This window comes from Halarcobacter ebronensis (genome assembly GCF_013201825.1).
GTDB classification, from domain to species: Bacteria; Campylobacterota; Campylobacteria; order Campylobacterales; family Arcobacteraceae; genus Halarcobacter; species Halarcobacter ebronensis.
Genome location: NZ_CP053836.1, coordinates 2287357 through 2301322 on the forward strand (window position 1 = coordinate 2287357; position 13966 = coordinate 2301322).

The 13966-nt window shown below is 27.9% G+C and carries 10 protein-coding genes; 7 read left to right on the forward strand and 3 right to left on the reverse strand.

Translation table 11 applies throughout. From position 1 onward, the window contains the following. Positions 1-3: 3 nt before the first annotated feature. Entirely contained in the window at positions 4-990 is a 987-nt protein-coding gene (locus AEBR_RS11310; protein ID WP_129086659.1) for a helix-turn-helix domain-containing protein, read from the reverse strand. Positions 991-1103: 113 nt separating this feature from the next. Here AEBR_RS11310 and AEBR_RS11315 point away from each other — a divergent pair, with 113 nt between their 5' ends. The 5 genes from AEBR_RS11315 (at position 1104) to AEBR_RS11335 (ending at position 8585) form a co-directional block, all read left to right on the forward strand. Beyond that, the gene (locus AEBR_RS11315; RefSeq protein WP_129086660.1) at positions 1104-3176 is read left to right on the forward strand and encodes a TonB-dependent receptor; all 2073 of its coding nucleotides are present in this window, start codon (positions 1104-1106) and stop codon (positions 3174-3176) included. Positions 3177-3269: 93 nt separating this feature from the next. Next, positions 3270-5063 carry an ABC transporter ATP-binding protein gene (locus AEBR_RS11320; protein WP_129086661.1) on the forward strand — a complete coding sequence of 598 codons (1794 nt, stop codon included), beginning with the start codon at positions 3270-3272 and terminating at the stop codon, positions 5061-5063. Next, positions 5050-6834 (forward strand): ABC transporter ATP-binding protein, encoded by a 1785-nt coding sequence (locus tag AEBR_RS11325; RefSeq protein WP_129086662.1) that lies wholly within the window; start codon positions 5050-5052, stop codon positions 6832-6834. Before AEBR_RS11320 ends, AEBR_RS11325 begins: the two co-directional genes overlap by 14 nt. Beyond that, on the forward strand, positions 6827-8080 hold the full coding sequence (locus tag AEBR_RS11330) for an MFS transporter (RefSeq protein WP_129086663.1): 1254 nt from the start codon (positions 6827-6829) through the stop codon (positions 8078-8080). Before AEBR_RS11325 ends, AEBR_RS11330 begins: the two co-directional genes overlap by 8 nt. Next, positions 8046-8585 carry a manganese efflux pump MntP gene (locus tag AEBR_RS11335; protein WP_129086664.1) on the forward strand — a complete coding sequence of 180 codons (540 nt, stop codon included), beginning with the start codon at positions 8046-8048 and terminating at the stop codon, positions 8583-8585. The genes AEBR_RS11330 and AEBR_RS11335 overlap by 35 nt, the downstream gene beginning before the upstream one ends. Before the next feature lie 94 nt (positions 8586-8679). Here AEBR_RS11335 and AEBR_RS11340 read toward each other — a convergent pair whose 3' ends face one another. Continuing rightward, entirely contained in the window at positions 8680-10746 is a 2067-nt protein-coding gene (locus tag AEBR_RS11340) for a TonB-dependent receptor (protein ID WP_129086665.1), read from the reverse strand. Positions 10747-10855: 109 nt separating this feature from the next. Between AEBR_RS11340 and AEBR_RS11345 the strand changes: the two genes are divergently transcribed. Then, positions 10856-11851, forward strand: a complete 996-nt coding sequence (locus AEBR_RS11345; RefSeq protein WP_129086666.1) for an AraC family transcriptional regulator — start codon at positions 10856-10858, stop codon at positions 11849-11851. A 140-nt stretch (positions 11852-11991) separates the two neighbouring features. After that, positions 11992-13212: an MFS transporter gene (locus AEBR_RS11350; RefSeq protein WP_129086667.1), complete on the forward strand. Its 1221-nt coding sequence runs from the start codon at positions 11992-11994 to the stop codon at positions 13210-13212. Positions 13213-13270: 58 nt separating this feature from the next. Here AEBR_RS11350 and AEBR_RS11355 read toward each other — a convergent pair whose 3' ends face one another. Beyond that, entirely contained in the window at positions 13271-13612 is a 342-nt protein-coding gene (locus tag AEBR_RS11355; RefSeq protein ID WP_129086668.1) for a hypothetical protein, read from the reverse strand. Positions 13613-13966: the final 354 nt, after the last annotated feature.

Below are 13966 nucleotides of genomic sequence, written 5' to 3' on the forward strand. Positions count from 1 at the left end.
CTTTTATCTCCCATAATAGATAGTTCTACTCTCTTTTTTTATCTGCATAGGAGTAATACCAAAATAGTCTTTGAAAATTTTACTAAAATGGCTTATACTTTTATAACCCACCAAAAAAGAAGCTTCACCTATATTTATATCACTACTTTCTAAAAGTTTTTTTGCCTCCATTAGTCTATGTTCTTGAAGCAATCCATATACGGTATTTCCGAATAACTGCTTAAAACCCTTTTTTAATTTAAACTCATTAATTGCAGCTTTATGAGCCAACTCTTTTAGTGAAGGAGGGTTCATAATATTATCAAAAAGAATTTTTTTTGCTTTATTTAGAGATTCAATATCTTGATTAGTTAGAAATATCTGCTCATTTTGTATCTCTACTGTATTTAAAGTTGTATATATCAAATCATAAAGTTTAGACTCTAAATATAACTCTTTTAATCTATCTTCAACCATAGAGATTTGTGAAATTTCTTTTAGTAGTGTTTGTTGATACTCATTAATGTAGTTATTAAAACAAAACTTTATAAAATCACTTTCAAAAAGAGGTTTTGTTTTTAATAATTTTTCATTATTCTTTTTTATCTCTTTAAAAAGATTATCCTCAAAAGTTATATAGTGGGAGGAGTATAATCTATTTTTATGATATAACCCTTTAGTATCAGAGCCATTTAAGTACTCTCCTGTGTAGCATAAATTGGTGTTTATATCAATAGTTCTGCCTTTTTTGTCTTTCATATATGAGACTTCACCAATATTAAAACCCATAAAAGAGAATTCTTCACTATTTAAGGCTTCTAATATAATATCATCATAATAATAAGCAGTATAAAAAGAGTATGTAAACCCCAATCCTGTGTTAAAATAGCTTAAATTAAGTTTACCTAAGTTTGTATCAAAGGTTAAACTATTTTTATCTCTATTTCTATTAGGAAGACACTTATATTTTATATCCTCCCAAAACTCTTTTGAAGAAACAATTCTACTCATAAAAATACTCCTAATGATAAAAAAAATCCTTATAACAATAAAACAATATTGATAATTATTCTTAATTTAACTAGAATTTTGCTTTATTTCTGGTTAAGTGTAAGGAGAAGATAATGTTTTCGAAAAGAATAATATATGGAAGTATATTAATAAGTTGTGCTCTTTTTGGAAATGAAAATAGCGTGGGGGAAGTAACAGTAACTGCGAATAAAGTAGAAGAGAATATTATAAATGTTCCACAAAGTATTACAGTTATTGAAAAAGAAGAGTTAACTGAAAAGAATATAAACTCTATTCCAAAAATTATTGATCAAATTCCAAATATGCATATTGCAAAGGAAAAAGCATTTGGAACAACTGTAAATTTTAGAGGCTTAAATACATCTATGTTTACAAACAATAACCCAGTAGTTGTTTACATAGACGGGGTACCTGTAATGGATAAATACTCTTATAAAGCAGCATTAACTAATGTAAAAAGAGTCGAAGTATTAAGAGGTCCACAAGGAACCTTATATGGAAAAGATGCAATTGGTGCAGTTATTAATATAGTTACAGAAGACACACCTGATAATATAACAGGATTTGTTGGAGTTGAATATGGTAGTAATAACTTTATGCAAACAAATTTTAATATTAGTGCTCCTTTAGTTGATAATATCTTATATGCGGGAATTAATGGTGAGTTTTCTAAAGATGATGGATGGCAAACAAATACTTATCTAAATGATAATAAATCAGAGAAGAGTGAAAATAAAGATATAAATGCATATTTCAAATATCTACCTACAGATAGATTGAGTATGAAGTTTAATATAACTCATAGTGAGACTGATGATAATGGTATAAATGGGAATGTTTTTACATCAACAAATATAAAAGATATAAAAAGAAGTGGAGCAGAAACTGTAAGTATGGATATTCCAACAACAGAAAAAATTGAATCTGATTCACTAAGTTTAGCTTTAGAATACAATTTAGATTATTTTGATCTTAATTTTGTATCAACATACAGAGACTCAGATCTTAATGGAATTTATGATTCAGATTATTTGGATGGAACTAAACCTGATGCTGGTCTTACCCAATGGAATTCTACAGATACTAAAACTTATACAAATGAACTTAGAGTATCAAACTATGATAATTTTATCAAGTGGGTTGGAGGACTATATTTTGATTCCCAAAAAGTAGTTCAAAGTCCTTATGGATATGATAGTGTTAGTGGAGGAGCTGTATATCATGGGAATGCAGATTCGACAACTAAATCAAAAACTTATGCACTCTTTGGTCAGACAATGATACCCCTTACAGAAAAATTGGAGCTTACTCTAGGAGGAAGATACCAAAAAATTAAAAAAGATTTTTATGTGGATGTTTTAAATACTTGGGGTGGTTTTACACTATCAGATTTTACAATAGATACAGAAAAAACTTGGAATGTATTTTTACCAAAAGTAGCTATGTCTTATAAAATAGATGAAGATCTTGCATCTTTTCTTTCTATTTCTAAAGGCTATATGCCAGGAGGTTTTAACTATTTCCCTTCATCACCAAATATCAATGATGCAATGTTTAAACCCCAAGAGTCAATAAATTATGAAATGGGAGTTAAAGGAGCATTTAAAGATTTTAACTTTGCAGCTTCATTATTTTATATGGATATTAGTGATATCCATATATATAAATCTGATGGAATGAACTGGTTTACAGATAATGCAAAAAAAGCACACTCATATGGATTAGAACTTGAAGGGAAATATTTTTTAAGTGATGTTTTTGATATTAGTGGTAGTTTAGGATTGATTAAATCAGAATATGACGATTATGATGCAGGAGGAGGAGTTAAATTTGATGGACAAGATATTGAAAATATACCTTCACATACTTTAAATCTTTCATTAAACTATAATGGGAATAGTGGAATCTATGGTTATGTAAATGTTGTAAATAGAGGGAATATAAACTTCTATGATAATAATAACAAAAGATTCTTAGAGGATGATGGAAACACTACTATAAACATAAAAATAGGTAAAAAGTTTTCAAATTGGGATATATACGCATATGTTGATAATATAACAGATGAAGATTATGTAACTTCATATATGTCTAAATCAGGTTTAGCAATTGCTCTATTTAATGAACCAAGATTCTTTGGAATTGGTGCAAGATATAGCTTTTAATCCCTTATGCATAAATAAAAATCCCGCTACAAGTATATATATGTTGATAAAAAGTATCAATATCCATATACTTAAAATAAAATTAGGTTTAAAATGAATAAACAATCAAATAAAAAATATGGATTATGGGCTATTATAAAGCCTGTAATGTTTCAAATAAGAGCTGCAATGTTTCTCTCATCTTTGGGAGCAATATGTCTTATTTTTTTTCTAACTCTATTATCTTACTTTTTAACTCAAATTTTGCATGGTGGTCAATTGCAAATATTAGATATAAAGTTAAATCTTCTAAATGCAATTTTAATTCTTGGTGCAATTACTATAGTTGCATTTTTATCAAGATTATCAAGTTTTATTGTATCTCATATGGGAGCTTTTAAATTAGAAGAAATTTTAAGAACTAAACTTGCTCAACATTTGGCCCAAGTTCCTTTAGGTTATATTATCACTAATGGTTCAGGTGGCTTAAAAAAAGTTATGCAAGATGATGTAAAAGCTTTACATACTTTTATCGCAGATAGCACTCCTATGATTGCAAAAAGCATTATTGCTCCAATTTTCACCCTAATTATACTATTAATTATAGACTATAGACTAGCATTAGTTAGCATTTTAGTTTTAGTTTTAGGATGGATTACAATGGCATATGCCATGAGAGATTCAAAAGTTTTACGACAAAAATATGAAAAAAGCCAAAGTGATATAAATAGAGCAGTTATTGAATTTGCTCAAGCTATGCCTGTTGTTCGTACTTTTGATGATGGAAGTAGCTCTTTTAAAAGGTACAATAATTCACTTTTGTCGTATAAAAAGAATTTAAATGAGTGGATGGCAATTAGCTCATTTCCAGCAAAACTAGGTATGATTATATTAAGTCCATTGCCTACTCTTATTGTAATTTTTATTACAAGCATTTTATTGATGGAATATAGTTCTTTGGATCTTTTTGCTTTTATTTCTGCTCTTTTTTTAAGTACAGTAATGGCTGAATCAATGATGCCTATAATGTGGCTTCAAAACTTTATAAAAAAATCTCAAGCATCGGCACTTAGAATTCAAGAGGTTTTAGATGAAAAGATTTTACAAGAGCCAAAAAATCCAAAACAACCAAGTGAATTTAATATTGAATTTAAAAATGTATATTTTAAATATGACAATATAAATGATTATGCCTTAGAGGATATAAACTTTGAGGTTAAACAAAACAGTGTAACGGCACTAGTAGGTCCTAGTGGTGCAGGTAAAAGTACAGTTGCAAAATTGATTCCAAGATTTTGGGATGTAACTAAAGGAGAAATATTAATAGGAGGAATAAATATTAAAGATATTGACTCAAAAACTTTAATGGATAAGGTCTCTTTCGTATTTCAAGATACTTTTCTTTTTGCTGATACAATCTTTAATAATATAAAAATGGCAAATCCTAATGCAACAAAGAAGGATGTAATAAATGCTGCAAGAGCAGCCCAAATAGATGAATTTATTAAAAGTTTACCCAATGGCTATGATACAAAAGCAGGAGATAGGGGAGCAAATCTTTCAGGTGGACAAAAACAGCGTATTACCATTGCAAGAGCAATTTTAAGGGATGCTCCAATAATTGTTCTTGATGAAGCTACTGCATTTGCAGACCCGGAGAGTGAAGAGGAGATAATAAAAGCTTTATCAAATCTTACAAAAAACAAGACTGTTATTATGATAGCCCATCGTCTTTCAACCATAAAAAACGTGGATCAAATTGTTGTTTTTGATAGGGGAAAAATATCAGAAAAAGGTAAACATAATCAACTACTTGAAAATAAAAAAATCTATTTTCAACTATGGGAAAACTACAAAGAAGCTACAAAATGGAATTTAGAAAAAGGAGATTGCAATGAATCAAGATAAAAGCATTTCATTTAAACAGTCATATAAAATAAGTTTAGAACTTGCAGGAAAATATTCAAAACTTGTAAAAAAAAGTTATATGTACTATATCTTATCTTTTATATTTCAAGCTATCGCTTTTCTACTTTTTTATCCGCTATTAAATGCAATATTTGCAAAAGAGTTTTCACTAGAAAACTCTCTTATTTGGTTAAGTGCAATAGTTGTTTTAAGTCTAATATCTTTTATATTTAAATGGCTTGCTACGAATTTTCAATATTCTGGTGATTTAGTAGAGGTAACCCACTCTTTAAGAGTGAAATTAGGAAAAAAAATAAAATCAATGCCCCTTCAAAGTCTATATAAGTATAGAACAGGAGAGCTAAACTCAACCTTGGCACAAAATGTTGATGACTCTGTACTTCATATGGGTATTGTTGCGGGAATGGCACTAGAGACTATTGTTATACCAATAGTACTTGTGATTGGAACTTTTATAATAGATTTTAAAATGGGAATTGCACTTTTAGTAGCTATTCCTATAGCAATTCCCATATACAATTGGTCAAGAAAAAAAACTAAATGGGAAAAAGAAGAAGGGGCAAAAGCCCACGCTACACTAGAAGCAGATACAATAGAGTATTTACAAGGACTTACAGTATTAAGATCTATCAATCAAATAGGAGAAAATGCAACTACACTTAAAAAATCTATTGTAACCGTAAGAGAAGTTCAAAAAAAAGGTGTCATAGGTTCCTCTTTACCTATGATAATTATGAATACACTTATAGAGTTTATTTTTTTACTTATACTTAGTTTAGGAGCTCTTTGGGTTGCAAAAGAGGAGTTATCTTTTGCTGCTTTAGCTGCACTTCTTATTATTTTAGGAAGGCTTAGTGAACCTTTAGCTAATTTTTTAGCCATCGCAGGAGTTCTTGATGTTATGCATGCAGGATTTAAAAATATTAAAAAAATTTTTGATACAGAAGATTTTACAATACATAAGCCAATATTAGAACCTAAAAAGTTCAATATAGATTTTGACAATGTAACTTTTAATTATGATGATAGTGATAAAAAAGCTTTAGAATATTTATCTTTAGAGATAAAACAAAATTCTCTAACAGCAATAGTTGGTCCATCAGGGAGCGGTAAAACTACAATTACTAAACTTATAATGCGTTATGCAGACCCACAAAATGGAACTATCAAAATAGGAGATGTAGATATAAGAAATATGGAACAATCTAAGTTAATGAGTTATATTTCTGTGGTATTTCAAGATGTTTACCTATTTGATGATACCATCTTAAATAATATTAGAATGGGGAAACCAAATGCTAATAATGCAGAAGTGATGCTTGCATCAAAAGCTGCTTTTTGTCACGAATTTATCTCAAAGTTACCAAAAGGTTACGATACAAAAATTGGTGAGATTGGGGGAAGTTTAAGTGGTGGGGAGAGACAACGTATTTCAATAGCTAGAGCCATCTTAAAAGATGCTCCTATTGTTATTCTTGATGAACCAACCTCTGCACTTGATACACAAAGTGAAGTTGCAGTTCAAAATGCCTTGGATGAACTAATAAAAAATAAAACAGTAATTGTAATAGCACATAGACTCTCAACCATAGCCCATGCTGATAATATCTTAGTAATAGAAGATGGAAAATTAAAAGAGAGAGGAACACATATTGAATTAATGGCTAAAAAAGAGAAATACTACTCTATGGTTCAAGCTCAAGAAAGAACTAAAGAATGGAATTCAATAACAAAGAAAAAAAATGAATAAAAAGAAATTATCAATAAATCAGATAATTTTATTGTTTAGTTTATATACTACACAATATTTGGGTTTAGCATTTTTTAGTGTTGCTCTTATAGGTATTTTAAGACAAGAAGATATGCCCCTAGAGCAACTAGGGCTGATTTATATGTTAGGACTTTTTTGGGTGTTTAGATTTTTGTGGGCTCCTTTTATTGATAAAATTAAATTTAAAAATATAGGTCACTACAAAGGATGGATTATAATATTTCAATCCCTTATGGTAATAGTATTAATAGCAATATCTATGTTTGATGTTGCAACCCAATTAAGTATAATTATTTTTTTAAGTCTATTTTTTGCATTTTTTGCATCTTCACAAAATATTGCTCTGGATGCCCTTGTATATAAAAGTACCTTTAAAAGTCAAAGGTCACTAGCACTATCAATTAAAACATCAAGTGGACTTATAGGGATGGTATTAGGTGGAGGAGTGGGATTAATTATTTACTCCTATACAAATTGGCAATATACTATTCTACTTATATCCTTTGTAACCTCACTATCATTAATACAACTATTTTTTTATAAAGAACCACAAATTAAAGAGAAAATAATGGGTGAGAATAAAATTGATTTCAGACAATATATAGAGTTTTGGAGAGGTAAAAAAAGGAAAATGTGGTTAGTTCTTCTATTAATATATCCTGCAAGTATTGCCTCTGCATATGGAATGACTACTCCAATTTTGGTAGATTTAGGATGGAGCTTGGATAAAATTGGATACATTGTAAATATTATTGGTTATGGTTTTGGAATTATTGCATCTTTTTGTGCCACATGGTTTATAAAATATTTTGGTAAAAAAAATAGTTTAGTTATTGCAGCCATTGGTCAAAGTATTGGTGCTCTTCTACTTTTGGTACTTTTTTATGACTCAAGCGATTATGTAGTAATGTTTGTTGTTGGATTTATTTTTGTTTTTTATACTCCCTCTGCTGTTATTATGTCAACTTTAATGATGAATCAAGCTTCAAAAAAATCCCCTGCAGCACAATTTGCTATACAACATAGCTTTTTTATGTTTGCAGGAATATTTTTTACTAGTATTTCCTTAACACTATCAGGTATTTTTGGTTATTCAAATGTGATTATAATCTGCTCACTTATTGGAGGTTCTGCTGCATTATTATCTTTAAAAATTGAGAATATAACAAAAAAGGAGGTTCAAAATACAGATGATAGAGCTACTATTATTAGCCCTAGCACTTAGCATGGATGCCTTTGCTGTATCCATTGGACTTGGAATAAAAAATACTAAAAATATAAAAATATTAGCAATTAAAACAGGCCTATTCTTTGGTATGTTTCAGGCACTTATGCCTTTTATTGGTTATATGGGTGGTGTGGGTTTAAAGCAATATATACAAGGATATGACTCTATTATAGCTTTTATATTACTTTTGATTATTGGTTCTAAAATGATTTATGAGTCTTTTGGAGAGAATATTGAAGAGGATATCACTTTAATATCTAATAAGCTATTATTAATACTTGCAATAGCCACAAGTATTGATGCAATGGCTGCAGGTTTTACATTACATCTTCTAAATGTTACAGTTTATACTGCACTATTTATCATTGGAGTTACAACTTTTTTTATATCAATATTTGGAATATATATTGGTAAAAAAGGAGGTAACAAATATGAAAGCAAAGCTGAATTACTAGGGGGATTGATACTTATTTTAATTGGTTTTAAAATTTTATTACTTTAATAAAATGCTTTAAATAAATATAAAAATATTTCATACAACTTTTCAAAGTTAGTGTAATCTAACTTATAAAGAGAAAATCTCTTTATAAGTTTTCCTAAAATCTATATCTAAGTCCTATTCCAATGGTTCTTTGATCAGCAAAAGTAGCAAGGGATACAATTGAACTTGATTGATAATATGTTATATACTCTTCATTTGTTAAATTCTTAGCATATGCAAAGATATCAAAATTTGAATATTTATAACCTACTTTGGCATCAATTGTCGTATATCCTTTATTTTTTAAGAATTTTTTTTGTCTATCATCATAAAAATATAAAGAACCTTGATTTTTTATATCACCCCTTGCATAAAAACCACTTGGATGGTAGTATGATATACTCAAACTTGCTGTATGAGATGGAGTATTTTCTATTTTATTTCCACTAAAATTATAATCCCCTGCATCATAAGAATCATATTTTGTATCTATAAAACCTAATGCTCCATTTACCTCTATTGTATCTGTTGGTAGATAAGTAAAATCAAACTCTATACCTTGAGAATGTGCTTTATCGGCATTATCAGTATAATAATTTCCTAATACTTGTTTATAAATATGAATATCATTTATATTCATTCTAAATATTGAAGCATTTAAGATAAGATTATCAAAAATACTCTTTATTCCAATCTCATAGTTTGTAGATTTTTGTGGTTCAAATCTGTTATTCTCAACATTTGAAGAAGAAGCAAAGCTATTGAAACCACCTGCCATATAACCTTTTGACACAGATAAATAAGTAGATAAATTATCATTTATTTTATAAGATAGCGCACCTTTAGGAATAAACACATCCCATGTCTTATCTGCATTAAAATCAAAGCTTGAAGAACCATCCACTGTCATATCTATCTCTTTTTTTACTCTTTGATATCTAGCTCCTAATGTTAAATCAAAACTACTATTTAAAGGTATCATCATCTGAGTAAATATTGCACTTGTACTATTGTCACTACTTGAAGTTGCGTTTGCATACGCAGCTTTTACTCCTGATACATAAAGTGTTTGACTATAAGGATCCTCTTTGATTTTCTCAGAATCAAAATATACTCCCCCTATCCATCTAAGATTCTCACTTTTATTTGATACTCTTATCTCGTTAGTATAAGTCTCAGTATTTGTATTTCGAGTCATAAAAGAACCATCAAGAGATGTATTAGCTGTAAAATCAATATCATAAGTACTTTTAAAATCTGTATCTTTATGTGAGGTAATTGCCTCAATAAGATAGTTATCTGTTTCATATTTCAAATTCAAACTTTGAGTATCTATCTCATTATTTTCAATTGTGGGCATATCAAAATTTGCATTTTTTACAGAATTTTTACTAAATTGATCTAAACTTACAACATTTTGCATTACACTATAATTTCCCCAATAATTTTTTCTTTTTTCTCTTTTTATTACCAATTTCGTAGAAAAATTATCGGTAGCCTTAAAATATAAAGAAGACCCTAACTTATAACTATTCTCCTTTGCAGCTTTATCATTACCATTGTAATTATTTGTAATCCAACCTTCATCAGAAGATATTTCACTATTCAAATTCAAAAAAAGTTTATCTTTAAGTATTGGAGTATTTATATTAAAAGTTTCTCTGTTATAGTTATTAGTTCCATATTCAAAACCAATACTCCCATTTGTTTCATTTGCTGGGGCTTTTGTTATTATATTAATAACACCTCCAATAGCATCCTTACCATACAAAGTTCCTTGAGGGCCTCTTAATACTTCAATTTTTTCTATATTTTCCATAGAAATTTCAAATGCATTTCTACTACTTGTGGGAACCCCATCCACATAGATTACAATTGGGTTTGAATTGGTAAACATTGAAGTATTTAATCCCCTAAAATTTATAGCTCCTCCATGATTTTCTGGATTCATATACATATTAGGAATTATATCTATTACATCAGAAACCGTTTTTATTCCCTTGTTTTCTATGGTTTCAGCATCAATTATAGTAATACTTTGGGGAACATCTTTAATGTTCTCTTCAATTTTATTTGCAGTCACTGTGATTTCATCCAAGTTATTAATTGAATTGTTTGCAAAAAGAGTTTGACAATTAATTATTACAAGTAAAAAAATCATTAAATTTTTTTTTGAATACATCTATTCTCCTATATTAATGGTATTTTAAGCATAATTATATTTTAATTAATACTAATTATCAATATTTATATATGAATAGAAGGAATATTTTAATGACTAAAGGTAATAAATGAGCAGATATCTTTCATCAAATCAACTTTGGGATACCATTTGTAAAAAATTATGTTATCCAAATAGTAATAGAGGGAAAAATAATATTTCCATTAAAGATGATTATGGAGAAATAAATATTAATCATTTTAGTACAGGATTTGGAATTATTTACTCCTCTTTTATTGCAAATTTCTATGAAGATACTATTGTTGAAAATTGTAATTCATATAACTCATCCTTTCTTAGTTTTAATACTGGAAATACAATTTATATGAAAGATTCTTTTATCAAAAACGAGATGCAATGGGATTCCAACATTTGTCTAAACGGAGAACAATATTCAGGACATATTTCCCTTTCTAAACACAAAAAAAATCAACGAGTAATGATGCACTATATTGGTTTTGACAACAGTTTATTTAAAGATTTTACACAAAATAATCAAAATTACAAAAATATAAAACCTCTATATAAGGGTGAAAGAATAGAAGTAAATTTTAATAATCATATTAATACTCACCAAAAAACTCTTCTTAATGATTTATTAGTTACCTCTGCATTAGAGGATAAACTTCAGACTCTATATTTAGAATCAAAACTTTTAGAACTTATTTATGCAAGTGTAAATTCTGTTGAAAATCAAAATAGAACAAATGAGATCTACTTAAGTTCACAAGATATAGAATCTTTAAACAGAGCTAAAAAAATTTTAATTGAAAATATAACAAATCCTCCATCTTTAAAAGAATTGGCTTACAAATCAGCAATAAATGAATTTAAACTAAAAAAAGGGTTTAAACAACTTTTTGGGAATACAGTTTATGGATTTCTACAAGAGTATAGATTGAATAAGGCTAAAAAGCTTCTTGAATCCAATGAGATAAATATAAACGAAGCCTCTTTAATAGTTGGATATAAATGTTCAAGTCATTTTAGTAGAATATTTAAAAATCAGTTTGGAATAACTCCATTAGAGATAAAAAAAGAGAATCGTTGTAAAGTTTATTGCTAATTTATTATTCTAATTTCCCTTTGGAATAAAAAAAAATCCTTCTATTCATACTCTAGTATTGATAAGATCTATTATTTAATATATAAATACTGAACTATTTGAAAATAGATTTGATTGTAATATTAAAAGGAAAAAATTAAATGAAAAAAAAACTTAATATTAAAGACTTGTCACTACTACTTAGCCTCTATACCTCACAATATATCGGATTAGCTTTTTTTATGCAAGCTCTAATTGGTATACTTAGACAAAATGGTGTTTCCTTAGAAAATTTAGGTATTATTTATATGCTTGGACTATTTTGGGTATTTAGATTCTTGTGGGCACCATTTATAGATAAAATAGAATTTAAAAAAATTGGTCATTATAAAGGTTGGATTATAATATTTCAATTTTTAATGACTATTATTCTTCTTGTTGTATCTATTTTTAATGTAATTAATGATCTTAAAACAATTATTATTTTAAGTATTCTATTTGCTTTTTTATCTTCTTCTCAAAGTATTGCACTTGATGGTTTTGTCTATAAATCTGTTTTTAAAAAACAAAGAGCAATTGCAATGTCTATTAAAACCTCAAGTGGTTTTATAGGAATGGTTTTAGGTGGTGGGGTAGGATTAATTCTTTATACGCATATAGGTTGGATGTTCACACTAATAATTGTTGCTACAACTATGTTTATAGCACTTATTCAAATGCTATTTTATAAAGAGACAAAAACTAAAAAAGAGAATATACAAAAAAGTATTGATTATAAACAGTATATAAATTTTTGGAAAAGTAAGAAAAAATTACAATGGCTAATATTATTACTTCTATATCCAGCCTCTATTAGTGCAGCTTATGGAATGAGTACACCCATTCTAGTTGATTTAGGATGGAGTTTAGATAAAATAGGTTTTATTGTACATATTGTAGGTTATAGTATAGGAATACTTGCATCATTTACCAGTTCATGGTTTATTAAAAAATTTGGGAAGAAATATATTTTAATTGGCGCTGCAATAGGACAAACATTAGGAACATTACTTTTATTAGTGTTATTCCATGATAGCAGTAATCTAACAACAATTTTAGTAATTGGATTCATATTTTCATCATATACGCCTTCTATGGTAATTATGTCAACATTTATGATGAATCAATCTTCACAAAAATCTCCTGCATCACAATTTGCCATACAACATAGTATATTCTCATTTTCAGGAATAATCTTTAGTTCTTTGTCAGTCTCTTTATCAGGTATTTTTGGATATGAAAATATAATACTTACTTGTTCTTTTATTGGTTTATTTGCTGTCTATATGTCAACAAAGATAGATAAAATAGTTAATATAAATACCTATTCTATAAAAAAGTAGTAATCAATTTTTTAAATTTATTAAGTTTCTAAATGTCAATATTTAGAAACTTTATAATTTATTTTACTTTTGCTAGTTTATCCTGTACAAAATCACTAAAAATATTCAATATAATTTTATTCTCTTTTGTTTTATAAACAGAGATATGTTGATCTTCTAATTTTTTAACAGGTAAACAACTACCATCAGGAGTAACAAGTACATTAAAATGACTAGTTTTACAATATTTTATAAAATTCTTTTTATGCGATGGATTATAAGGGTTAAGAACCATGTCAACAGAGTCAATATTTTGACCTTTGCAACTAATTATAGTAAGATATTTTGACTCTTCAAAAGAGTTAATAACAGGGGAAATATAACTTAATTTCTCTTGTGTAGGAAATACGATTTTAGTCATATTTAATTCCTTAAAAAAATAAATAAAGGGATTTAAAACATCAGTCTTTCGCTAGGATGAGTGAAAAAAAGTAATGACTAGGGAAAAGACAATTATGTGTTATCCTAACTAAACTGATGTTTAAAAATATATTCTGTTAAAGCTAATATTTATATACAATTTGTACAATAACGGGAACCAAAAAGGTCACCAATGAGAGAGATCACAATTTTATATTGCACCAAATGCATTAATTAGTCAAACCTAATACTGCTTTATGAACATATGACAGAATTGTATCAACTTTTTGAACATATGTCAAGTATTATTCAATTAAATTATGCTAAAATTAACATTATATAAGAAGGCGTTTGC

Excerpts from the sequence above, each read along its gene's own strand:
- AEBR_RS11310 (WP_129086659.1), bottom strand. The coding sequence starts at position 990 with ATGAGTAGAATTGTTTCTTCAAAAGAGTTTTGGGAGGATATAAAATAT.
- AEBR_RS11315 (WP_129086660.1), top strand. The coding sequence starts at position 1,104 with ATGTTTTCGAAAAGAATAATATATGGAAGTATATTAATAAGTTGTGCT.
- AEBR_RS11320 (WP_129086661.1), top strand. The coding sequence starts at position 3,270 with ATGAATAAACAATCAAATAAAAAATATGGATTATGGGCTATTATAAAG.
- AEBR_RS11325 (WP_129086662.1), top strand. The coding sequence starts at position 5,050 with ATGAATCAAGATAAAAGCATTTCATTTAAACAGTCATATAAAATAAGT.
- AEBR_RS11330 (WP_129086663.1), top strand. The coding sequence starts at position 6,827 with ATGAATAAAAAGAAATTATCAATAAATCAGATAATTTTATTGTTTAGT.
- AEBR_RS11335 (WP_129086664.1), top strand. The coding sequence starts at position 8,046 with ATGATAGAGCTACTATTATTAGCCCTAGCACTTAGCATGGATGCCTTT.
- AEBR_RS11340 (WP_129086665.1), bottom strand. The coding sequence starts at position 10,746 with ATGTATTCAAAAAAAAATTTAATGATTTTTTTACTTGTAATAATTAAT.
- AEBR_RS11345 (WP_129086666.1), top strand. The coding sequence starts at position 10,856 with ATGAGCAGATATCTTTCATCAAATCAACTTTGGGATACCATTTGTAAA.
- AEBR_RS11350 (WP_129086667.1), top strand. The coding sequence starts at position 11,992 with ATGAAAAAAAAACTTAATATTAAAGACTTGTCACTACTACTTAGCCTC.
- AEBR_RS11355 (WP_129086668.1), bottom strand. The coding sequence starts at position 13,612 with ATGACTAAAATCGTATTTCCTACACAAGAGAAATTAAGTTATATTTCC.